The 24,043-nt window shown below is 65.0% G+C and carries 18 protein-coding genes; 3 read left to right on the top strand and 15 right to left on the bottom strand.

Annotated elements, in window-relative coordinates; translation table 11 throughout:
• Positions 1 to 21: 21 nt before the first annotated feature.
• The 6 genes from aroF to VGE27_RS06145 are packed head-to-tail and all read right to left on the bottom strand — an operon-like array spanning position 22 to position 9,423.
• Entirely contained in the window at positions 22 to 1,050 is a 1,029-nt protein-coding gene (gene aroF / locus VGE27_RS06120; protein ID WP_331048755.1) for a 3-deoxy-7-phosphoheptulonate synthase, read from the bottom strand.
• Between the two features lie 9 nt (positions 1,051 to 1,059).
• Entirely contained in the window at positions 1,060 to 1,818 is a 759-nt protein-coding gene (locus tag VGE27_RS06125) for a ribonuclease Z (protein WP_331048756.1), read from the bottom strand.
• A gap of 18 nt (positions 1,819 to 1,836) precedes the next feature.
• A complete protein-coding gene (locus VGE27_RS06130) occupies positions 1,837 to 2,877 on the bottom strand; it encodes a hypothetical protein (RefSeq protein ID WP_331048757.1) in 1,041 nt (346 codons plus the stop codon).
• 20 nt (positions 2,878 to 2,897) lie between these two features.
• Positions 2,898 to 6,533, bottom strand: coding sequence for a chromosome segregation protein SMC (gene smc / locus VGE27_RS06135; protein WP_331048758.1), 3,636 nt, complete (start codon positions 6,531 to 6,533; stop codon positions 2,898 to 2,900).
• Positions 6,533 to 7,924, bottom strand: coding sequence for an SPOR domain-containing protein (locus VGE27_RS06140; RefSeq protein ID WP_331048759.1), 1,392 nt, complete (start codon positions 7,922 to 7,924; stop codon positions 6,533 to 6,535). Before VGE27_RS06140 ends, smc begins: the two co-directional genes overlap by 1 nt.
• Positions 7,921 to 9,423, bottom strand: a complete 1,503-nt coding sequence (locus tag VGE27_RS06145; RefSeq protein ID WP_331048760.1) for an SPOR domain-containing protein — start codon at positions 9,421 to 9,423, stop codon at positions 7,921 to 7,923. The genes VGE27_RS06140 and VGE27_RS06145 overlap by 4 nt, the downstream gene beginning before the upstream one ends.
• A gap of 75 nt (positions 9,424 to 9,498) precedes the next feature.
• On the opposite strand from VGE27_RS06145, the gene VGE27_RS06150 reads away from it, so the two are divergent.
• The 3 genes from VGE27_RS06150 to VGE27_RS06160 all read left to right on the top strand — a co-directional run bounded on the left by VGE27_RS06150 (position 9,499) and on the right by VGE27_RS06160 (position 13,828).
• On the top strand, positions 9,499 to 10,080 hold the full coding sequence (locus VGE27_RS06150) for an ECF-type sigma factor (RefSeq protein WP_331048761.1): 582 nt from the start codon (positions 9,499 to 9,501) through the stop codon (positions 10,078 to 10,080).
• 132 nt (positions 10,081 to 10,212) lie between these two features.
• Positions 10,213 to 12,879 (top strand): serine/threonine-protein kinase, encoded by a 2,667-nt coding sequence (locus tag VGE27_RS06155; protein WP_331048762.1) that lies wholly within the window; start codon positions 10,213 to 10,215, stop codon positions 12,877 to 12,879.
• A gap of 112 nt (positions 12,880 to 12,991) precedes the next feature.
• Positions 12,992 to 13,828 (top strand): PEP-CTERM sorting domain-containing protein, encoded by an 837-nt coding sequence (locus VGE27_RS06160; RefSeq protein WP_331048763.1) that lies wholly within the window; start codon positions 12,992 to 12,994, stop codon positions 13,826 to 13,828.
• Between the two features lie 90 nt (positions 13,829 to 13,918).
• Here the strand turns inward: VGE27_RS06160 and VGE27_RS06165 are convergent, their stop codons facing one another.
• From VGE27_RS06165 to VGE27_RS06205, 9 genes are all read right to left on the bottom strand, one after another.
• Entirely contained in the window at positions 13,919 to 17,245 is a 3,327-nt protein-coding gene (locus VGE27_RS06165) for a hypothetical protein (RefSeq protein ID WP_331048764.1), read from the bottom strand.
• 2 nt (positions 17,246 to 17,247) lie between these two features.
• Positions 17,248 to 17,631: a ribosome silencing factor gene (gene rsfS, locus VGE27_RS06170; protein WP_331048765.1), complete on the bottom strand. Its 384-nt coding sequence runs from the start codon at positions 17,629 to 17,631 to the stop codon at positions 17,248 to 17,250.
• Between the two features lie 206 nt (positions 17,632 to 17,837).
• On the bottom strand, positions 17,838 to 18,281 hold the full coding sequence (gene rplI / locus VGE27_RS06175) for a 50S ribosomal protein L9 (protein WP_331048766.1): 444 nt from the start codon (positions 18,279 to 18,281) through the stop codon (positions 17,838 to 17,840).
• Between the two features lie 57 nt (positions 18,282 to 18,338).
• The gene (locus VGE27_RS06180) at positions 18,339 to 19,490 is read right to left on the bottom strand and encodes a DUF2232 domain-containing protein (RefSeq protein ID WP_331048767.1); all 1,152 of its coding nucleotides are present in this window, start codon (positions 19,488 to 19,490) and stop codon (positions 18,339 to 18,341) included.
• Positions 19,491 to 19,492: 2 nt separating this feature from the next.
• A complete protein-coding gene (gene rpsR, locus VGE27_RS06185; protein ID WP_331048768.1) occupies positions 19,493 to 19,714 on the bottom strand; it encodes a 30S ribosomal protein S18 in 222 nt (73 codons plus the stop codon).
• A gap of 3 nt (positions 19,715 to 19,717) precedes the next feature.
• Entirely contained in the window at positions 19,718 to 20,110 is a 393-nt protein-coding gene (gene rpsF / locus VGE27_RS06190) for a 30S ribosomal protein S6 (RefSeq protein ID WP_331048769.1), read from the bottom strand.
• 219 nt (positions 20,111 to 20,329) lie between these two features.
• Entirely contained in the window at positions 20,330 to 21,121 is a 792-nt protein-coding gene (locus VGE27_RS06195; protein WP_331048770.1) for a DUF3108 domain-containing protein, read from the bottom strand.
• An 87-nt stretch (positions 21,122 to 21,208) separates the two neighbouring features.
• Positions 21,209 to 22,309 (bottom strand): redox-regulated ATPase YchF, encoded by a 1,101-nt coding sequence (ychF, locus tag VGE27_RS06200; RefSeq protein WP_331048771.1) that lies wholly within the window; start codon positions 22,307 to 22,309, stop codon positions 21,209 to 21,211.
• Between the two features lie 422 nt (positions 22,310 to 22,731).
• Positions 22,732 to 24,043, bottom strand: a 1,312-nt coding sequence (locus VGE27_RS06205; protein WP_331048772.1) for a M28 family metallopeptidase, incomplete at its 5' end; no start/stop codon positions are given.

Raw genomic sequence — 24,043 nt, forward strand, 5'->3', positions numbered from 1 at the left:
CCCCGTCTGCTGGTGCCGGGTTCAACCGAGCGTCGGTACCGACCGACCGATCGCCTGCGCGATCGTACGGAGCTGCACCACGAGCTCCGTGAACTGCTCCGGATACAGCGACTGCGCGCCATCGGAGAGCGCCTTGTCCGGTTGCGGGTGCATCTCCACGAGAATGCCGTCTGCACCCGCCGCCACCGCAGCACGCGCCATCGGTGTCACCTTGTCGCGAAGGCCGGTGCCATGGCTCGGGTCCGCCACAATGGGCAGGTGCGAGAGCTTGTGCACCACCGGGATGGCCGTGAGGTCAAACAGATTGCGCGTTGCGCTGTCGAAGGTGCGCACACCACGCTCACACAGAATCACGTTCGGGTTGCCTTCTGCCAGCACATACTCGGCGCTCAGCAGCAGATCATTGATCGTGGCCGCCATGCCGCGCTTGAGCATCACCGGCTTGCCCAGCGTGCCCACGTACCGGAGCAGCGAGTAGTTCTGCATGTTGCGCGCACCGATCTGAATGCAATCGGCATATTCGGCCACGAGATCGGCACCCCGTTCGTCCATCGCTTCGGTGACGATGGCGAGTCCGGTCTCACGGCGCGCGAGCGCGAGCAGTTCGAGACCCTGCTTGCCAAGACCCTGGAATGCATAGGGTGAAGAACGCGGTTTGAACGCACCGCCACGCAGCGCCGTGCCACCGGCCGCTCGCACCTGACGTGCCGACGTGAGGATCTGCTCTTCCGACTCCACGGAGCACGGGCCCGACACGATGGGCACTTCGTCGCCACCAAAACGCACGCCCGGCGCGATTTCGACGATGGTGCTGTCACCCTTCCATTCACGCGACGCCTGACGGTATGGCTTCTGCACGATCAGCACGCTGGCGACGCCCGGCAGCCCCTCGATGTACGACCAATCCACCTTGGCATCATCACCAAGGAGACCGACCGCCGTGCGGACTTCGCCCGGCATGGGGAGGGGCTTGAAGCCCTGACGCACGATCTCTTCGCACACCCGATCGATCTCGGACGAAGAGGCGTTGGGCTGCATCACGACCAGCATGTCACGTCCTCAGAAGTGTGTAGACCAGCCGTCAGTCGCCACGAATGTGGGACCGGCGTAATGCTCCGCCACCTCGGCGCCGATGTTGACGGCTTCGACCGGCGGATAGAAGTGCGTGAGGACGAGCTGACGGGCCCGCGCACGGGCCGCCAACGCACCGACCTGGCGTGGCGTCAGGTGTTCACCGATCGCCATGCTGTCCGGCAGCGAGCATTCGGCCAGCAGCAGATCGCAGTCCTGCGCCCAGTCGCCCAACGCCTCGCTCACGCCGGTATCACCGGTGTAGACGAGACGCCGATTTCCCTCACTGATTGAATATGCCACGCTCTCGGGCGTGTGCGGTACCGGATGTGAGGTCAGCTCCACGCCGCCCGGGAGCTTCACGATCTCGTCCGGGCCTACATCGCGTACGGTGATCGGGAAGCCGGGAGCCAGCATCCACGCGCCATGCACCGCCGCCAATCGCTCGAAGAGGGCACCGGTACCAACCGGTCCGTAGATGGTCACCGGTGTGGACCGGGGCGGCAGCTGCCCCCAACGCCACCCCATGATCAGCAGGGGCAGGTCGGAGATATGATCGGTGTGAAAGTGCGTGAGCGCGACATGCGTGACGTCCTGCCACGCCACGCCGAGCTGCGCCATGCGATGGACAGCGCCGCTGCCGCAGTCGAGGAGGAGGCGTACGTCCCCCGCTTCCACGAGATGCGCGGCGGATACGCGGGAGGGATGCGGCGCTGCCGTGCCGGTGCCGATGGTGGTGAGCTTCATGGCAAATGAAGATGCGGATCAGCGTCCGCGGAAAACGATACGACGGAACGTGGGCGCGCCGCGGTCCGCCTTGAAGCGGGCGATGTACACACCTGGAGCTACCGTGCGGCCGTCGGAGTTGGTGCCATCCCAGACGAACTTCCCGTCGCAGTTGCTCTCGCCGCCTGACACGCCGCGCCCATAGCGCCCGGCGTCGAAGCGACCAATGCCATCGGTACCCGGTACGATCGCTCGCACCACGTTGCCTCGAAGATCGAGGATATCGAGCGTGATGTTGGCTCCGGGTTCCTTCACGTCGAACCAGAAGCATGTGTTCGGTGCAAAGGCAGACGGGAACGGGTTGGGAAAATTCTGGAAGAGCGTTGTACTGCTGGGGGCTCCCGGGTCCGTGATGAACACAGTCCCCAGGTTGGTCACCTTGTACGAAGCCCCCGTGCGCAGGTATGCGCGCACGGTCCACGTATACGAGGAATTCGCCTCCAGATCGATCGTCGGTCGATAGGTCGTGTCGATCAACCCACCCACCGCGACTTCAGGCCCGCCCCTGGAATTCAGAATCTCGAAATCGTATCGCCATGGTCCCACCAGTGGCGTCACGTTCGGGCTGCCCCACACAAACAGCGGGCGGCGTGTGTCGTCGAAGGTATTGCCAGAGGCGGAATTGGGCGTCCACAGCGTGACCCAGGGCGGAATGGTCTTGGGGCCCACTACCGCCGACTCGAAGACAAAACCTGCCAAGGCTCGCACACGCGCACGCCAAAAAACGTTCGTGAGCGGAGGAAGCGGCCGTGTCACCTGGATGGTGAGGGACGTGTCCATCGACGTGAAGGTGCTGTCGAGCACCAGGCCCACAAAGTCCGCCGTGGTCGACACCTGAAAGGTGATCTGCAGCGGGCGTGCGGGACCGAGGCCAACCGCCAGAAAGCCGATGGCCGGCGTAACCGTATTCAGCAGCGTTTCACGCGGGCTGTCCAGAAAAACGCCTTGCGCATGTACCACTTCGGGTGTGAGCACAGGAACGACAAGCCCTGCTACCAGAAGCAGCAGGGCCGTCGTCATGCGTCGCCACCACGCCGAGATCATGCCGGCAACGGTTCCGGCTCGGAGGGGTCGTCGACATCGGTGACTTCAACCGCAACGTCGACGACGGTCTCGTCAGCGTCCGCAACGATGTCTTCTTCCGCATGATCATCCGGAACTTCCGGCTCGTTCGGAGCCACCGGTGTCTTGGCGCCACCTTCATCCACCGCCGGTCCGTTGCGCAGACGCACGCTCACGATGCTCGATACACCGGGCTCCTGCATCGTCACACCGTACACCGCGTCGGCCGCCTCAGACGTGGTGCGCGGATTGTGCGTGATGACGATGAACTGCGTCCGCGACTTGAAGTCGTTGAGCATCTTCACGAAGCGGCCGATGTTCTGGTCGTCGAGCGGCGCGTCCACTTCGTCCATCAGGCAGAAGGGACTCGGCTTGGTGAGGAAGATGCCGAACAGCAGCGACAGGGCCACGAGCGCGCGCTCACCGCTGGAGAGCAGGTGAATACGCTGCGTCTTCTTGCCGCGGGGCGACGCATGCACTTCGATGTCGCAGTCGAGTGGCGCGTCCGGGTTCTCCAGGCGCAGGTCGCACTCGCCGCCGCCGAACATCCGCAGGAAGATCTGACGGAAGTTTTCGCGCACCTGCGCGAATGTGGCAAGGAACAACTCTCGTGCTGTGCTGTCGATTTCGCGGATGGCCTGGTGCAGTGACTGCTTGGCCGCCACGAGATCGTTGCGCTGCGACGTGAGGAATTCGAGGCGCCGCTGTTCTTCTTCGTGCTCCTCGATCGCCAACGGATTGACCGGGCCCAGTTCATCGAGCGCGCTGCGGAGCTGCGTGGCTTCCGCACGCAGGTCATCCGTGCCGAGGTCCAACTCTTCGAAGCCGGCCAGCAAGTCGTCCAGCGAACGACGCCATTCCGTCTCGAGACGCTGACGAATGGCTTCGCGACGTCCCGACAATTCCGTGTGACGCAGCTTCGCACCATGCAACTGCTCGCCCAACGCGCTCGCACGGCGACGGGCTTCATCGAGAGCAGTATCGCAGCTATTGAGTGCCGCGTTGGCCGCAGCCACCGCGCGCTCCGCTTCACCCAGCCGTCCATCGGCGTCGGTCAGCGACTTCTGTTCCGTCTCCAGCTCGGCGCGCCAGGCATCGAGCTGCGTGACGAGATGCTGGTCCGCATCCGACAGCGTGGAGAGTTCCTTGGCCAACGACTCGAGCCGCGCGGCGGCGGTGCTGTCTTCTTCCGACAGGCGCTTTTCACGGTCGACAGCCACGGACAGGCGCGCCTGCGCCTGCGCCTGCGCCACCTGCCAGGTGGCACGGGCTTCGCGGGCCTGCTCCTGCTCACGCTCCGCAATGGACAGCGCTTCGCGAGCCTGATCGATATCACTGTCCGCTTCGCCCGCGCGTGCATGCAATACATCTGCCTGCTGCGCGAGCTGCTGCATACGCTGCTCCAGCTCCTGCAGTCGCGACACCAGACGCTCGGCCAGCGCACTGCTCTGCGCCAGCTCACGTTCGGCACGCTCGCGGCGACGCTCCACTTCCTGCTGCACTTCCGTGGCACGCCGCGCTTCCTGCTGGGCGCGGTTATGACCTTCCGTCGCCGCTTGCTGCGCCCGTTCGGCTTCGCCAAGGGCGAGGCGCGCCGCTTCCGCCGTCATCACCGCTTCGTCGCGGCGCGCATCGGCGGCGGCCAGATCGGCTTCCAGTCGATTCAGCTCAGCACGACGCTGCAGCGGACCCGCACCCGTTGCCGTGCCAGGCAGGAACACTGCGCCATGTTCGTCAACGAACGCTTCGCCGCTATCCACCGCGCGCACCTTGCCGAGCAGCGCGCGCACCCAGCGCGATGTCGGCCCGCTCGCCTGTACGCTGCCGGCGAGCGTACCATCATCGGCCCCGAGTTCGGTGACCACATCCAGCGGCAACAGCAGCAACGGGCCGGGCTGCGTGTCGGTGTGCCAACGGCGCACCGCCGCGGCCACCTCTGCATCACGCACGACAATGGCGTGCATGGTGGCGCCGAGATAGCGCTCCACCAAGCGCGCGGCTTCGCCGTCGGCCGAAACGAAGTCGGTGAGCGGGCCCAGTACGGCGCCCTCGCCAAACCGTTCGCGTTCCTTGAGCAGCTTCGCGCTGGACGGTGCCAGCCCCACACGCTCACGTTCGAGGGCCGCCAAAGCATTCATGCGGCCTTCGAGTTCGGTACGGGCTTCCACGGCGCTGGCCAACGCACTGCGCGACTCGGCATCCGCCGTGCGTGCCGTGGCCGCCATGAGGCGCGCGCCTTCGAGGCCATCGAGCGCTTCCTGTGCGGCGGCGCGGGAGGCTTCCACCTGATCACGGGCCGCGATGAGCTCACGCTCGATCGTGTCCAGCGTATCGGCCAACGTCTGACGTTCAATCTCCAATGCGTCGCGGCGCTGTTCTGTTTCCGTCTGCTCACGGGCGGCGCTGTCGCGATCGAGCTCAAGGCGACGCGCCTGGTCGCGATGCTCTCGCACCTGCCGTTCGAGCTGGTCAACCACCGAACGCTCGCGCTGCACGCCTTCACGAGCGCTCTGTTCGGCGCTCAGGCGTTCCTGCAGCGCTTCACCGGCATCACGCAGTTCCTGCTCGAGCGTGGTACGATCGGTGGCCGCGCGCTCGCGATCTTCACGCAGGCGACGGCCAAACGCTTCGTTTTCCCTGCGCTCCTCTTCCGCCCGCTGACGACGCATGGTCGTGCTGCGCTGACGCTCTTCCGACACGGCCAGCTCGCGCTCGAGCTTCTGCGTCTTGTCGCGCTGCTCGCTCGCCAACCGCGCCAGCTCCACACGGCTGCCCTCTGCGGCGGCCCGCGTGACGTGCGCTTCTTCACGCTGCAACTCCGCGCCCGCAATTGCCTCTTCGGCACCAGGCACGTCTTCCTGCAACGTGGTCAACCGACCATCGAGCGCCTCCAACTCATCGCGCCACGCGGCCATCTCACGCGTGGCCAGCGAAATCTCCACCTGAAAGCGACGCGACGTGAGTTCCGCATGACGCTCTGCGCGGCGACGCTGACGAGCCAGTGAACGCACCTGACTTTGCACTTCGGCGATGAGATCGTCGAGACGCGCCAGGTCCACTGTGGTCTCTTCGAGACGACGTTCTGCACTGCGGCGACGATCGCGATAGAGACCTACGCCCGCCGCTTCTTCGAACAGTTCACGACGATCGTCGGGACGATCGGAGAGCAGCGCGTCGATCATCTTGCTTTCGATGACCACGCCCGAGTCCGCACCAAGACCCGTGCCGCGCACGAGGTCCTGGATGTCGCGCAGACGGCACGGCGCCCGGTTGAGCAGGTATTCGCTTTCACCGGAGCGCAGCAGGCGCCGGGTGATCACGACTTCCTTGAACGGGATGGGCAGCTCGCCTTCGGTGTTGTCGAAGTGCAGCGAGACTTCCGCCATGTTCACCGCCTTGCGGGCCGACGAACCGTGGAAGATCACGTCTTCCATCTTGGCGCCGCGCATCGCCCGCGCGCGCTGTTCGCCGAGCACCCAACGCACCGCGTCGGAGACGTTCGACTTGCCGGATCCGTTTGGACCGACGATGGCCGTCACGCCCTTCTCGAACACAAACTCCAGGTGATCGGCAAAGGCTTTGAAGCCATGTACTTCGAGCTTCGTCAAACGCACTAGAACCCTCTCCCCGTTCGAAATGCCAGTACCGGTGCCACGCCGACCGCACGCAGGGAATCGGCAAGCGCCGAGGCCTGCGTGGGTGACTCGAACGCCCCGGTGTAGACCGATGCACTGCCGTCAGACTGACGAAGTGCATAGGCTATGATGCCTCGTGTGTTCAGCGCCGCGAGTCGCGTGGGCACCAGTGCCGGTGTCACATGGGTCTCGAGGCGCAATGCATAAGGCACGGAAACGATGCTCCCCGCGCCGATGATCTTTTCCGTACGCAGGCGCGCCAGCAGTGCCTCCGCCTCCGGGCGCGACGCCGTCGCACCAACGGTGACGCGGAACCACTGCTCGCCACTCTCCACCACGGGAGAAAGCGCCACGGCTTCGAGCGCGCGCACCTTGCTGTCCGGCATGGCCGCTGCGCGTGTATTCGCGGTGGCGAAATAGATGGCGTACCGCGCCGCCACGGTGCTGTCGGCAAGATTCTCGACCGGCATTGGCGGCGAGGCCGGCTTCACCGCGCTGTCCCTGGGCACCGTACCGCTGTCGGATGCCGGCGTCTGGCCGGGCGTCGTGGAATCGGGGCGGGGCGCACTGTCCATGGGTGTGCGCGGCACCACCGCGGTGGAGCTGTCCGCCACGGCCGCACCACCACCCATCAGCGCGCGAATCGGCGCTGGTAGCTGTGTCAGCATCTGCGGCCACATCGCACCGATAGCGATGGCCACCGCGCCGAGTACCAGCAGCAGCGCGAGGATGCGATTGCGTCGACTGGCGCCATCTTCCTGAGCTGCTTCCCGTGCACGCTTTGCCGTCTGCGGTTTGGGAACCGGTGTTGGCTCGGGCGGCGGTGGCGGTGGGGCCGGTGGTGCAATGAGCGGCACACCAGGTGGCGTCGGAAAAGTCGACTCACCCGTGGGCATGAGCGCGCCCATGAACCCGCACAGATGCGCAAAACCCGCCGTGGACGGGCGCGCCACGACGATCAGCAGCGCACCAACCTGATGAAAACCCGCCGCCAGTCGGCGCCAGCGATCGTTGGCATAGACGGCCTCGTGATCCACCGGCTCGGTGCCGCTGGGCATGAGGAACACGTTTTCTGCATCCCGCATCGGCCGCGCGATCTTGTTCAGGGACACGCCGTACAGGAAGCTGTCGGCAATACCGTGCGGATCATCGCCGGTGAGCAGCGCTTCGAGCGCCGGTGCCTCACCCAGCAGATCGGCAATGGCTACGCGGCGGCGCTGGCCTTGCGCGCGCGCCACGCCAATCGCCACCTGCGTCGAGATTGCTGGATCATTGGCGGCGATCACCACCGCACACACGCTGTCCAGCAGCGGGGCGAGCCGGCGACCCTCCATTTCCCACTTCTCCGGAATGATTCCCGGATCACTCATGGTGCGCCCTCGAATACCCAGTAGTTCTGCCCCGACAGCTTACCCACGCGGTCGGCTTCGGCGCGTGAAGGGAAGGGGCCGAGGACCACGCGATACACCGTCGTTCCATCGCGATCAGTGGTCGTGATGCGCGGCACAAGACCCTCCACGCGAATACGACCTGCGAGCGCACGCGCCTGACGTTCATCGAGCAGGGCCGCAAACGATACGGTGAACGTCGATGGTGCAGCTGGTGCCCCGGCCGAATCCCCACGGGTGGCGCGGGTGCTGTCCGGTCCGGTCGGCGCCGCAGCAGGCGGCGGTGCGGTGTCACGCGGGGCGCTGTTGCGGAACTGCACCGGCTGGTCGAGTCCTGCCGCACGTGGGCGCAGGCCATTCCAGCGCAGGGTGTGCCAGAACTGCTTGGCGCCACCGGCGATCGTGCGCATGTCGCTCAATGTCGACGGATGCGCGAGCACGACATCGTCGCCCCGCGTGATCGCGATCGAACCGTCGGCCATCACCAGCGGAAGGTCACCGCGCCATGCGCTCTGGACCACGCCAAGCACGGCATCGCCGCCCAGACTGACCACGTACACGGAGTCACCTGTGCCACGGGCCAGCAGCATGCGACCCATGGGATCCATCCGCAGCGCGCTCGCAGGGGCGGGCAGTCGGATGCGGCCGGTCACGCCCTCTTCGAAGCGGTCGACAATGCGCAAGACCGATTCGTCTTCCAGCGCCACGAACAAACGATCGCCACTGGGCGTCGCGGCGATCGCCGTGATCGGATCACCCAGGTCGACATTCAGCGCCACACCGAGATCACGGGTGCGCACCGCGATCACGCGCTCGTCGGCCGCGAAGTACAGACGATCCCCCACCGTGCCGGCGGTCGCGCCGATGCTCCGCCGCACAACCTCGAGATCGCCCGACGCCTTGATCGACACGCTGTCGGACACCGCCTGATTGGGCGGACGCACGCGACGCACCATCACCTCGCCCTCGCTTGCCGACACGAGGATCACCGAGCCGTCGAGCGGTGCAAAGAGCGCGTCCACCGGATTCGACGGGCGATACCTCCAGTCGCCGCCGCTCGGCGTGTAGCGGGTGACCTCTCCACTCTGCGTGAGGCCATAGATCGCCCCACCGTCGGCCGAGACCAGCGACCGCACGGTGTCCGTACGCGATGTGGTCACGGAACCGAGCCGGAGGTCGATGCGAACCGGACTGCCGCCGGAATCCACGGCGGCGAGATAGCCGTCCTCGGGGCCGAACCCGATCACCTGTGTGAGCGGGGGGACCCGCGTGGCGGAGCGCCAGACGGTGGTGTCAAGCACGGGGTAACGGGCAGCCGTGAGGGTGCCGCCGTCTCGCGACAGCCGCAACACCAGGGGGTCAGGGCCACCGGGGATAGTAGGGGCGGCCTCGGCTCCGGAGGGGCGGGACGAGCGATCGGCACAGCCGCCGGCAACACCGCACGCGAGGAGCACGAGCGCCGACGCGAAGAGCGTGCGCACGCGGGTAAAGTACCCGCCCGGGGACCACTGAGGGAGGGGCTGGCTGTGAGCCAATCCTAGACCATATTCGGCGACATGCCCGCGCCCGCTTCCCCGCCGTCGCTCACCGAGCTGCTCCGCGCCGCCCAGGCCGGGGATACCGGCGCTCGCGACCAAGCCGGGAAAGTCGTCTATGAGGAGCTCTACGGCCTCGCCAGGGCCTATCTGAGCCGGGAACGGGGCGACCACACCCTCCAGCCCACCGCGCTCGTCCACGAGGCCTACCTGCGGTTGGTGGGTCAGGTCGCCCCCTGGAAGAACCGGTCGCATTTTTTCGGCATTGCTGCCCAGATGATGCGCCGGGTGCTGGTCGACTACGCCCGGCGGGCTTCGGCCGACCGGCGGGACCGCGAACGGTCCGTCCCGTTGGAGGCCGCCGAAACTGTCTCCCTCGACGACCTGAACACTGGCGGCGCCGACGACGTGCTGGCGGTACACGAGGCGCTCAGTCAACTCGAACGCCTCGATCCCCGGCAGGCCCGCATCGTGGAACTGCGCTTCTTCGTGGGGCTGTCGCTCGAAGAAATCGCGGACCTGCTCGATATCTCGCCCGCCACGGTGTCCCGCGACTGGGCGATGGCGCGCGCATGGCTGCGGGTACAGCTACGCGACGGTTGACCGCCAACCCGGTGGAAGCTCGCCGCGAGGCCTCTGTTCCATTGTCGCACATCGCCGATGACAATTCCGGGCTGCCCGTTGCGCGTGTCAGGCATGGAGACTGCGTCCAGGGAAGGCGAGCGATGATGCATCATGGTTGACGAGACCATCACGCCGGCTGAATGGGCCGAGCTCAAGGAACTTTGGACGCAATCGGAACAGGTAGGCGCAGCGGGACACGCCCACCTGCTGTCGCTGGCGTCATCACCACGCGTCAAACGCCAATTGGCTCGCCTGCTCGACGCGGCCAGCGAAGAAGAAGTGCCCGTCGATCTCGATCGCCCCGCGCACGAGTTGCTCGGATTCACCATGGAGCGCACGGCGGATTCGTCATCCGACGGCAACGGTGCCGCTGCGCCAGTGGCTCCCAGCCTGATCGGTCGTCGCGTCGGTCCGTATCGTGTGCTCCGGCTCATCGGGCGCGGTGGCATGGGCGCCGTGTATCTGGCCGAGCGCGCCGACGATGCCTACCGCCAGGAGGTCGCCATCAAGACGCTGTGGCGTGGCGCCGACTCGGATGTGTTGCTGCACCGGTTCCGTTCTGAACGACAGATCCTGGCGCAGTTGCAGCATCCCAACATCGCGCAGTTGCTCGATGGCGGTGCGACGGAGGACGGCATGCCGTGGCTGGCCATGGAGTATGTCGACGGCACGCCCATCGATGCCTGGTGCGACAAACAGCTGTTGTCCATCAGTGCGCGACTCGACCTGTTCCGGCAGGTGTGCGCCGCCGTGCACCATGCACACCAGCGTCTGGTCATTCATCGCGACCTCAAGCCCAACAACATCCTGGTCACGCAGGATGGCGTGGTGAAGTTGCTCGACTTCGGTGTGGCCAAGCTGATCGAGACGGAAGAGCATGAAGGCACGCTCACTGGTGCGGGATTGTCGCCGTTCACCATCGCCTACGCAGCACCAGAACAGCTCACGGGCGAAACCGTCTCCACGGCCACTGATGTGTGTGCACTCGGCGCCGTGCTCACCACACTGCTCACTGGTGCGCCGCCCTTCGCACTTCAGGGGCTTTCGGCTGCCGAACAGCTGCTGGCGGTACGCGAGCGCGAGCCGCGGGCGCCGAGCGTGATCGCGAGTACCGTCCCGCCCGAAGCCGCCGCTGCCCGCGGCATGGCTACGCCCGCTCGGCTCGCGGCACTGTTGCGCGGTGAACTCGATGCCATCGCGCAGATGGCCATGCGACGCGATCCCGCGCGGCGGTATCCGAGTGCGGTGGCACTGAGCGACGACATCCATCGGTACCTGCGTCGCGATCGTGTCATGGCGCGCCCTGACAGCACCGCATACCGCATCCGCACCTTCGTGCGGCGGCGACGCGCTTTTACGATAGCGGCCGCGTCGGCCCTGGTACTTATCGCTGGCGCTGGGGCGGTGGCGTGGCGTCAGGCACTCCTGGCGCGGGCAGAGGCTGCGCGCGCCGAACGCGCGTCATCGTTCCTGTCCGGGATCGTCACCGGTACCAACGCCACGTCGTACGATCCCATCGTGCGACTGTCCACGTCCGGTACCTTGGCCGAGTTGCTCGATAGCGCGCTGGTGCGCGTGCCCCGCGAGTTCGCGGATGATGCGCGCATTCGTGCTCGTTTGTACACGGCGATCGGCGTCAACGTGATGTCGCAATCGCGGTTCACCCAAGCGCGCGGTGTGCTCGATTCGGCGCGCATTCTCGCGGCCGAGGGCTTCGGCACACACAGTCCGGAGTATGCGCGGGCCTGTCTCGAGAGTGCGGTGCTGCGTCTCGAGCTCGATGGACCGTACGCCGCCGACACATACATCGCGGCGGCCCGCGAGGCCGTCGAGGCGCTGCCACCTGACCACGAGCTCCGTGCGCGCATCGCACTGGTCGATGCGGCCCGTGCCATGTCGCTGGGGCGTGTGCACTACGCGGATTCACTCGCCGAAGCGGTGGTGTTGCGGGAGGAGCAGTCGGGGTTCAGTGGCACGAGGGGGCGCACGGGACGGACCATCCTGTCGTTGCGCGCGCAGTCGATCCGCATGCTGACGTCCAGTTGGATTCATCGTGACCCGCGCGAGTATTTGCGGCGCGCCCGCGCCGTACTCGCTTTGGCTGACTCGCTGGGATTCTCCAACACCAATGAACAGTTCAGTGCCTGGGGCGCCGAGTTCGAAGCGCTGCTTGTGTTGGGACGCACCGAACAGGCGATGCCGGCGCAGTCGCGCTTTCTCGCCGAAGTGGCTCGCATGCCTCGCGGGTCACCGGCCGTGTCCGCGGTGCTGGCCCGCAATCGGTCCTTCTGGGCCGCCGTGGCAGGCGATACCGCGGAGCGCCGCGTTCAGGCGCAAAGCGCCATCGACCTCGCGGGCGACGGCTCGGAGATGCGGATCTCCGAGCGGCTCCTCGTGAACAACAGTTTCATCGAGGACGCACTGGCGCGCGGAGACACGGCCGCCGCCTACCGTGTCGCGCGGCGTTCGGTCGCAGACCTCGCGCGCTCGCGCTCTCCCATGGTCATGACATTCGCCTATCTCTTTGAAGGACAGGCGGCGCTGGCGTCTGGTGACTATCGGGGGGCCGTGGCATCGCTCAATCGGGGATTGGACGAGGTCAATCAGGCGCCTGAGCTCTGGAGTATGCGGCCACGATTGCGGCGCGTGCTCGCCGCCACTTACGAACGCCTGGGAGATGTCACCCTCGCCGACAGTGTGCGCCGCCTCGATCCGCCGCGCGCCAATGTGCCGCGGTGCACGCCGGGTGGTGAATGGCGGGGCTGCCCAGATCGGTAACTGGAATGCGCGGGTACCCAGTGCCGCAGAGTACGTGAAAGAAAAGTGCTGGCATTTGCGCGTGAGGAAGTGGGTGGGAAACGCCTGCCACGTACTTCTTCAGGAGCAACACATGAGACGAAAGGCTGGAACAGTGAGGCAGTTGATCACGGCAATGGGAGCGGCAAGTCTGCTGACGGCCGCCTCGGTGCAGGCTCAGCCCACCGTGACCTTTGGTGGAATCGAGCTGCAGGTGAATGCCACGCCCAATGTGTCGGGCAACCCGACACTGGAGGGATCGGCGCTCCGCATGTCGAATGGCGAATACGGCGCCGCGCGTAGCGCGATCTCGACAGCCACCTACAATCTGCTGAACGCCAACTGGTTCACGTCCTACACCACGCGCTTCTCCTGCCAGGGGGTGGGCAACGCGGACGGATATGATGAGCCCATCTGCACCGGCGACGGTATCGGCTTCGTGGTCACCGGGGGCAGCGCGTCGCAGATCGGCGGCGGCGGACAGGACATGGGATACGCAGGCTCTTTCGAAAACAGTCTCGCGTTTGCCTTTCAGACCTTCTGGCGCGAACTCCTGCTCGGGCAGAATGGCAGCCTGACCCAGGTGACCGACAAGCCCTTCGGGGACGTGAATGAGAACTATCAGGGGCTCTTCAACGTCTCATTGAGCTACGATGCTGCCAATCAGTCGCTCGCAAGCACGATCACCAACGGCATCACCACCATCAGCCAGACCCACAACGGCATCATGTTGGGTGATTGGAGCGAAGAGGCACGCATTGGCTTCACGGCATCGTCAGGACTGGCGTCGGAATACTCCTGGGTGTCCGACTGGACATTCGAATACACACCGCCAAGCACCACGGTGCCGGAGCCTTCAACTTGGACACTCATGTTGATTGGATTGTTCTCGATCGGTCTCCTCGCGCGGCGCCGGCACTGGGCGGCCTGAACCGTCGCACCGTACACCACCTTCAATGCAACGAGGGCGCGAGCATGCATGCTCGCGCCCCCATTTGTTCACGACGTCCGGAGCGAAGCGTCAGTAGCTCGCGCCGAAGAACCAGGTCCCGAAACCGCGGGCATTGGGTCGGCTCACAGGCTTCGCCCAATCCCACCGGATGATCGCGATGTTGAACAGGTTCATGCGCACGCCGAACCCATAGCTGCGGAGCAGGGCGCGCTGCTTGGTGAAGTCATAGTTCGCCGGCGCCGACAATGTCACGGTCTGATCCTTCGACCACGCCACACCGGCATCGTAGAAGAACAGACCGTCGATGGGCGGCAGACCGCCGAGCAGCGCGGTGCGGGACCCATAGCGCCGGATGATCGGGAAGCGCAGTTCCGCATTGGCGAATGCCACACGGCTACCGATCAGTTCCTCTGTGTTGCAGGACGACCCATCGTTGGACGGGAGCCCGGAGCAACTCACGAACTGGAGATCTTCACGGTTGTAACCGCGTACGAAATCCGGACGTCCCAGCCACTTGGGGAAACGCAGCTCATCACGACCCACGGCCATGCTGGTCGTCAGGCGCGTCGCGAACGTGATGTAGTTGAACAGGATGGGAATGTACGATCGCGCGTCGGCCGTGTACTCGGTGTACTTCCAGGATCCGACGGTGGGTTCAACCTGCAATCGGATTCGCTTGCCGGAGATCGGTCCGGTGAAGCCGAACATCGAGTTGTCCGTCACCCACGCGAGGTAAGGCGATACCGTGTTGGCCGACGCCACGTTGCGGGTGCTGCCGCGTTCCCACGCCGTACCGTAGCCGAAGTTGTAGTCCACCAGGCGCGTGATGGGGATGGCCTGCTGGTCAATGTTCTGGAAGCGTGCGCCCAACTCGAAACGCGTGAATCGGTTCAGGGGGTACAACCCGGCGGCGAATACCTGGCGGAACACCAGACGCGCCATTTCCTGCGTCTGGAGGAACTGCCCCTGCTGTTCGCCTGGGGTCTCGTAAAAATTCGAGATCAGATACATCGGCTGTTGCAGCACACCTGTGGTGTACTGCAGCCGTCGGCCGAGGCTGGTGTAGCCGGCAAAGACCTGTGCATCACCCAGCTGACCGTTGATCGAGCCCGAGAGCGCCAGGCGTCGGTTGCCGAGCAGGTCGCTCAGAACGATGGTCGTACCGCCATACGTACCCTGACCCCAGCCGTTCTGCTGGTAGCCGATGCTGGGCTGCGCGATGTACTCGGGCGTGAGCTTCGCCCGGTAGCGCGATTCCTTGAATCGCGTGGTATCCGGCAGATAAAAGTCGAAGCTGTCCATGAGCGCTTCGACACTCACCGTTTCGCTGATGGGGGTGATGGCAGACGCCGGCAGTTCACTCGACACGCGCGCGACGTTGCCGGTGCTCGGCCGGTAATACGACTGGCGCGCGGCCGCGCTGTCCTGCACCGTGGCGCGGCGCAGGTGCGCGGTGGGATCCGCTGGCGGTGCGGGTGGCGTGGCGGCACCTGTCGGCCGACCCGGCTGCGCACCCGTTTGCGTACCACCCTGTGCCACCACTACCTCGCGGAACGGCTGCTTCTTGAGCGCGCGCGGGTTCTTGATCTTCCAGATGGCGTGGTCGGTCTTCTCGTAGTACACAAAGGCCATGATGTCGGCCTCGCGCGCCCAGGAGATGGCTGGCGACTGCTCGGCCACTGCCGTCACGGCACCCACGACGTTCGTGAGCTGGTAGTGCTCCTGGTCGGTGAAGTCGTACAGGAAAATGTTCGCGATGCCGGTTCGATCGGTGACGTACGCGAGCGACTTGCCGTCCGGAGCCCACTGCGGATTGATGGCGCGCCCACCCTGACCCGGCAGAATGGTCGTCTGCTGCGTTTCCAGGTCGTACAGCGCGACCTTCCACTGACCGATCTTCAGGATCTCCATGTCGGAGTCCTCACCGCGGTCACTGATGAACGCGATCGTCTTGCCGTCGGGAGACCACTGCGGCATCAGATCACCGAACTGGTCTTTCATGAGCTGCGTGTACCCCGGCGCGTCGAGCGACACCACATACAGATCACTCGAGCCGTTGCGCATTCCACTGAATACGACCTTCCGACCATCCGGCGAGAACGCCGGGCTCAACACCTGGTCCAACTCGATGTCGATGCGCTTGATGACGTTTCGTGACTTGAGATCCATGATGTACAACACGTCGCGGCCGCCACGCTGGCCGGTGAACGCGAGGTACTTGCCATCCAGGGAGAACGACGGCTGCGAGTAGATGAATCGCAGCTGTTCGAAGTCAGGATTGGTGGTGGTCTTCACCAGGCGCGTGATGCGCTTGCCCGTTTCGGCGTTGGCCAGATACATCTCGGGGAAGACTTCACCGCGCAGCAGGCTGCCGTAACCGATGTACGTGATGAACTTGCCATCATTCGACAGCGCCGGCGCCACGAACATGTTGGCGATGCTGCCGGTGCGCGACTGCGACAGCAGTGGCTCGGCAAAGCTGCGCGGGCGATCGAGCGTGGCCACCATCGGCAGATACTTGGCCTGCATGGCGCGCTTCCACTCGTTGCTCACTTCATCGAGCGACATGCCGAGCTCACGACGGAAGGCCCGATCGATGCCAAGGCTCGGCACCGCGTTCATGATCTCGCCGATCACTTCGTCACCCCAACGCGCGCCCACGTACTGCCAGAACCCGAGACCGTAGCGGTAGGGGAAGTACTTGTCGGGGCGCTCCGTCATCTGTGAAATCGACGGCAGCGCGTTGTTCACGACGGCGTCGCGCACCCAGGCATCGGTCCACGGGTGGCGCGGTCCGATGGACAGGTATTCGGCAAGGCCTTCCATGAACCACAGCGGCGGATTGACCATCGCCAGATTCTGCAGCCCTGCGCCCGCGCGACCGCGCGAGAAAATGTCGAACGTGAACACGTGCACCATTTCGTGCGTGAGCACGTGCTCGAAGCTCTGCCAGTCACCCGAGAAGAACTGCGCCATGCGCTGGCGCAGCGGGTCGGTCACACCGCCAGTGCCTTCGCCCAGGTCGCCGAAGACGTTGCTTTGCGCAAAGTCACCGGACGAGCCGAAGATGAGGATGGGCTTCTTTTCACGGAACTGGTGCGACGTGAGGCGCGACAGTCGCGCATAGGCTCGTTCAGCCATGCGCGCCGCATCGGGCGCCACGTCGGCAATCTCGGGATAGTAGTGAACGAGAAAATGCTCGGTCTCGATCACACGCCAGCGCAACCGGTCGTACTGCACCTGGTTCTGGCCGAAGTACCCCTGGGCCTGCGCGGGAGCCGCCAGCGCGGCGACGCCCAGCGCGACACCACACGCGACAACAGCGGCCCTGACCGCGGCCACCGAAAGCTCTTCAAGCTTTGCCTTCAACCGGGTCCACCGCTGCGCCAGCGTCATGATTATCGCGCTCCCTGCGTGATTGCCTTGTCCAATTGCACCGGCGTGGCGTCGCCCCAGAGTCGCTCGAGCTGGTAGAACTGCCGCAACGTCGGGTGGAAGACATGGATCACGCAATCGGCGTAGTCGAGCAACGCCCACCGCCCCTGCGTGAGGCCTTCCGTCATAGTCGTAGACACCCCAGACGCTTTCAACCCTGCCTGCACGTGTTCTGCCACGGCTCGCACGTGGGTATCCGAGGTACCAGAAGCGATAACAAAAAAGTCCGTCATATCCGTCACTCCCCGGAGATCGAGGACCACGATATCGGTGGCCTTGAGGTCGCTCGCCAGTGCGGCGGCGCGCAGGGCGATGGGTTCTCCGGGACTTGGTGCGCGTTCAGCCATGTACTCAGTCGGGAAGGGCAGTGGCGGGGCGACCTGGCAACTGCCGGGTCACGTACCGGAATGCGGTACCCGTGATCGGTACCCGCCTTACTCCGTGAAGGTTGCGGCGCGGACCTGCTGTCGGACAGGGGCGCACGCCGGTCGGGACAAAAAACGAGGGGAGTCCTGTGATCGGACCCCCCTCGCCTGGTCGTCGGTGATCGACGTTACTGCTTGATCACCCACACCTTGATTTCGGGGTGCACGTCCGCGTGGAGGCGAACACCCACGCGATAGACGCCGAGCGACTTGATCGGCTCGTTGAGCTCGATCTGGCGCTTCTCGATCTTGTAGCCCTGGATTTCGAGCTGGTGCGCGATGTCGGCCGTGGTCACCGAGCCGAACAGCTTGCCTTCTTCGCCCACGCGGGCGGCAAAGGTCACCGAGACTTCGGCCAGCTTGTCAGCGATGGCCTGGGCAGCCGCGATGCGCTCGTTTTCGAGTGCCTCGAGGCGGCTCTTCTCGAGCGCGATGCGCTTGCGATTGCCTTCGGTGGCCTCATAGGCGAAGCCGCGCGGGATCAGGAAGTTGCGGGCGTAGCCCGGCGACACGGAGACGATGTCACCAGGATGTCCGAGCTTGTCGACGGCGTTGCGGAGAATGACTTCCATGGGAACTCCGGGTCGAACCGGTGAAGGATAAGACAGAAGACGAACGACAGGACCAGCTCAGGAGGACCAAGGACGACTGGACGGAGCACCCGCCCGGAAGTCGCGCCATGTATCCCCGAGCCCGAGGGTGAAGGTGACCGCGAGCAACGCGATCAGGACCCACACCGGTCCCAGGATCGGAACCAACAGCACCAGGGCCAGCAGCGACCAGAAGGCCGCCCGATCGGGAATCCACCAGGTCAGGACACCCGCACCACGCAGGGCGTACAGCGTCCCGAAAAAGCAGACCAGATTCAGGCCGGCGACCCGCCACTCCACCAGCGTGGGCAGCAGCAACAGCGTCACACCGACCACCAACCCCCACACCCACTGGTCGTTGAACCGCAGGTCCCGCAACGCACCGATCGGGGGACCGATCCGTGCCCGGGCCAAGCGATGGTAGGCGGCCCACCCGAGGGCGAGCGCCAGCAACGACTCGAGGGCCAGCAGCGCCGGTACCAGTCCCACGAGGGGACCGGGTCGGGCACCGCCCACTGCATCGGACGCCGGCAGTGGTGCTGCCAACGCCACCAGTACTGCTTCCACCCGGGTGGTGCGCTCGACCGCCTCGGGGAAGCGCTGCGCGAAGCTGCGCCAGGCATCCGAAGCCGATCGGGCTCGCCACGATTCGAGCGACTCTCCCAATCGATGCTGATACTCGCGGGAGAACATCTGTCCAGCAGCGTCGAAGGTGCCGACCGGGCCAAGTGAACGCGCCGAGAATCCGGCGAGCGTGATCACTCCAGCCAATGCCACGGCACCGATCGCCCGGGTCAGCAGCGGACGGGCCGGAGAGGCCAGGCATACGAGCCCGAAGGCCGCACCCAGCGTCACCGACCATCCGCGCAGGAACGCTCCATAGCCGGAGAGGGGCAGCGGCACACGCCAGAGGACGTACGCCGCCGCAGACACCCACAACACGGCCAGAAACAACCGCCCCCCGGACCACCAACCCACCGTGGCGCAGGCGGCGATCGCCACCAGCACCAGCAGGGCAAACTGTTCCATGGGCAGCAGCATCCGGACCGCGCCGGCAAGGAGCGACAACGTTGGTGGCCAGGCCGGCGCGGCGGTCACAGCGACCATCAGCACCAATCCCAGCACAAACCAACGCCACCCACGCTCCTGGGGAGCGGTCGCGGCGAGACCCGGCGCGACCGCTCCGTTCATACTCAGCCCGTCTGCCCCTTCACGTACGGGAGCAGCGCGAGATAACGCGCCTTCTTCACCGCCTTCGACAGCTGACGCTGGTGGCGGGCATCCACGCCGCTCAGACGGCTCGGCAGGATCTTGCCGTAATCCGTGATGAAACGGGCGAGGAGGCGGTCATCCTTGTAATCCACGTAGCGGATACCCGCTTCCGTGATCGGGCAGGGCTTCTTCTGGCGGCGCATGGGTTATTCCTCGTCGTCGTCGTCGTCATCGCTCGCGCGACGGCGCGAGGCGAGCTCTTCATCGCTCAGCTTGGGCGCGCCGAGCTCGTGCTCGTGCAGCGTCACCAGGTAGCGGATCACGCCTTCGTCGAGCTTGAGCGCACGCTCGAACTCGGGAAGCGTCGCGGGGACCGTCGTGAAATGGCTGATGATGTAATAGCCATTCTCGTGACGACCGATCTTGTAGGCGAGCTGACGACGACCCCAGTGCTCGATCTCAGCCGGTTCGGCGAGGTTGAGCAGGGACTGCAGCTTCTCCAGCTTTTCAGCAATGGTCGTATCTTCGAGCGCGCTGTCGAAGATGTACACGGCTTCATACCGCCGCGTCGGGTTGCGGCGGATCTTGAGCTTTGCCACTCGGCAATCCTCCCTATGGTCAGGACCAGCGGTCGTGCATGGTCTGTGTGCCACCCGCAGTGCCGAGCCGCGGGCGGAGGGTTGAGAACATCAACCAGCCCACCCGGAGCGCGAATCGATCCGGGCGAGCCTCTAAGGCTACTCTGTTCCGGACCAGCGGTAAAGGGGCGGCGGGCCGTCAAGCCCTGCGTCGCCATCGGAATGCCAATGGCGAGGCGCTCAGGGCGCCTTGGTACCCGCGGACGACTTGAGGTACAGGTTCAGGGAGCCAAAACTCAGCTTCGACTTCATCTGGACCATCATCCGGCGCGAATCGTCCGTGATCCAGACTTCGGCCTTCCCGTTCTGGCTGAAAATGCCCTTGGTCTGGAAGGTGGGCTGCAGCACCACCGTGTTGAACGATCCCGCCGGTACCGACACCGTCTCCTTGCGCAGCACCCGAATGCGCACCGGGTTGCCCTGGGCCTTGAAGTACCGAGCGTACTCGTAGGTCTTGCCTACCTCGAGCGGGATGGTGCGCACGAAATACAGGAAGGAGCCTTCGTCCAGCGGGGACGATACCGTCGGCTCCTCATCCTTGTCGCCATCGCGCATCATGCCGCGCTCCGGGAAGATCTCGTAACGCCGCGTACGCTCGTAGCTGCCCTCGTCCACGTCCTGGTGGTAGCGCAGCGAGTTGAGCGTGACCACGTCGAACCACGACTCGTACAGGTCGTTGACCCGGTACAGCGGGATGCCACCCTTGATCTGAAACACGGTGTGCCAGACCAGCGTGCCACGCACTTCGGTGATCTCGCGCACCTCCATGCTGCCATTGCCCACTTTGAGCGAGCCGAATTTGACGTCGTATTCGAGCTTCTCGCCCACCTGAAACGGTACCTGAGCGGCACCAGCCGGCAGGGACACGGAAGCAGTGGCTGGCTGACTGCCCAAGGGTTCCCCGGACAGAGGCGAGCAGACCAGCAGCGTCGCGAGCGCTGCCACCATAGGCGCGAAAGCCAATCGCATCATGGAAGCAACATACCCAGCGCGCGGAAAAAAGATCGGCGCAGAGGCTGAGCCCCTGCGCCGGTCCCACCATCAGGTGTTCGGTCGACTTTACACGTTGAACCGGAACAGCAGCACGTCGCCGTCCTGCACCACGTATTCCTTGCCTTCCGATCGCACGGCGCCCTTCTCGCGAGCGGGCTTCCAGCCGCCCAGCGTCGAGAAGTCATTGAACGCCACGGTCTCAGCCCGGATGAAGCCCTTTTCGAAGTCGGTGTGAATGACACCCGCCGCCACAGGGGCCGTGTCACCATGATGAATCGTCCAGGCCCGGACTTCCTGCTCACCGGCTGTGAAGTAGGTCTCCAGCCCAAGCAGCGTGTAGCCGGCCCGGATCAACCGGTCGAGCCCCGCGGTCTCGATGCCCAGCGACGCCAGGAACTCCACGCGCTCTTCCGTCGACAACTCGGCCAGTTCGGCTTCGATCTTCGCCGAAAACGGCACGATCTCGGCATGTTCGCCGCTCGCGGCCACGGCCGCACGCAGGGCCTTGAGGTACTGGCCCTCTTCACCGGCCAACTCGGCGTCCGTGACATTGGCGGCATACAGCACCGGCTTGGCTGACAGCAACTGCATGCCGGACAGCTTGGCGAGCATGTCGGCGTCGAGACCGGCGCGCCAGAGCGGCTTGCCTTCGGAGAGCGCCGCGTTGGCTGCCTCGAGGGCCGGCAATTCGGCGAGGGCTTCCTTGTCGGCGGCCTTGGCCGCGCGCTTCACCTTGTCGAGACGCTTTTCGACGGTGGCCAGATCGGAGAGTGCGAGCTCGAGCTCGATGATCTCCTTGTCGCGCGCCGGGTCGGGCTGCCCCATGACATGCGTGACATCGTCGTCCGCAAAGCATCGGATGACATGCACGATGGCATCGGTTTCGCGGATGTTCTGCAGGAACTTGTTGCCCAGCCCTTCACCCTGCGACGCGCCTTTCACCAGTCCGGCGATGTCGACGAACTGCACGACCGCCGGCACTGTGCGCTTCGGCTGCACGATCTCCGCCAGACGCGTCAGTCGCGAGTCCGGCACTTCCACCATGCCGACATTCGGTTCGACCGTGCAAAACGGATAGTTGGCCGCTTCCGCCTTGGCGGCAGTCAGGGCGTTGAACAGGGTCGACTTGCCGACATTCGGGAGACCGACGATACCAAGGCGAAGCATCTGAGCTGGACAGAGGAACGGGAAAAGCGGGAGCAGCCCAGAAATCTAGCAGGCAGCGGAAGGCGGGAGGAACGCGGGAAGCGCGTGGGGCGGGCTTCTGATGTCTGAAATCAGAGTTCGGAGGTCTGATATCCGACGGAGATAGATGCATGAGAGATCAGACCTTCCTAGAGGCCAGAAGCCTGAGCACTGACGCCGGCCGCCTTTCGTGTGCGGCGATGGTTGGGATGGTGCTCAAACCCATTCTCGCCGCGCGGCAGCCGGCCCCGCGCGCTCAGGCCTCACTCTCGGGGCACACGACAGTCAGCCCCGTACGCTCAGGGCTCTCACCATCTAGGACATCTGATCTCTCACCCGTCTATATCCGTCAGATTTCAGACCTCAGATATCTGACTTCTGAAATCTGACGCCTGATATCTGGGCTACTGAGTGCAGGTTCCGCGCGGGTCCATACGGGGCCCATTGACCACCGGCCGGTTGGGTGTGTTGCCCAATTCGAGCGCGATGCCGGCCACCAGGCGCGTCACGCGCTGCATGTGCGGATAGTCGATGTACTGCGGCTCGTCGGTGAGTTGGTGATAGGCCGAGTGGCCGCCCGTCGTGAAGAACGTCACCGGGATGCCCCACTTCGCGTACTCGTAGTGATCGCTGCGGCAATAGATGTTCATCGGGTGACCGTTGGCATCCATTGCGTAGTCGAACGTGAAATTGTACTTGCCTTCCTTGTTCACGCGCTCCACGAGATCACCCAGATCACTCGACAAGCGACGCGAGCCCACCAACTGCAGATAGTCGGGACCACCGCGCAGCTCCTTGCCTTCCTTGCTCATGCCCGTGACATCGGTGGCTGCGCCGCGACCGACCATGTCCATGTTCAGCTGCGCAATGATGGAGTCACGCGGCACAGTCGGATGCTCGGTGAAGTACGCCGATCCCCAGAGGCCCTTCTCTTCGCCGGCGTGCCACACGAACAGCGTACTGCGCTTGGGCTTCGTCTTGAGCGAAGCGAGATACTCGGCGATCTCCAGCACGGCCACCGATCCCGAGCCATCGTCGTCGGCGCCGTTGAAGATCGAGTCACGGCGCGGCGCCTTCGTCTTGCGCAGCTCCACCAGCTCGGCGTTGATCTGCGCAAACTGGTCGGCTGAACCCATGTTGCCCTCGTCTTCCGCGCCACCCGGGCGCACGATGCGATTGAACACGAGAATCGAATCGTGGTCGAGCGCACGCGGCGCCACGCCCACATGGTCGCTGTGCGCACCCACCGCCACGTACTGGTTCTTGAGCTTCGCATCACTGCCCGGCAGCAGCGCCACTACGTTGCGCGCCGGGAACGTGCCTGCCGACACGTCCACGTGAGCCTTGATCGACAGCTTCGCGCCCACCGTGCCCGGTGCGAGTTGGCTCACCGGCGTCGGGAACAGCTTGCCCACTGCAGTCTCCGACACAAACAGCCGTCCCTCGACCGGTGGCAGCGACGGATCCATCAGCTGCGATCCACCACGCAGCGCATACCCCAGCACACCCGCCGTGCGTGGTGGCAGCAGGAACACCACGCCTGCCGCCCCCTCCGGCGTGATCGCTGACCCTTCAATCGACTTGGTCAGCGCGGCGTTGGACGCCTCGGGTGCATAGGCGACCACACGTCCCTTCACCTGCTCCGGCGTCAGCGCCGCGGCCGTCTCGCCGAATGCGCCGGCGTAGATCACTTCCACGCCATCGAGATCGAGGCTG

The organism is Gemmatimonas sp. (genome assembly GCF_036405635.1).
Taxonomy (GTDB): domain Bacteria; phylum Gemmatimonadota; class Gemmatimonadetes; order Gemmatimonadales; family Gemmatimonadaceae; genus Gemmatimonas.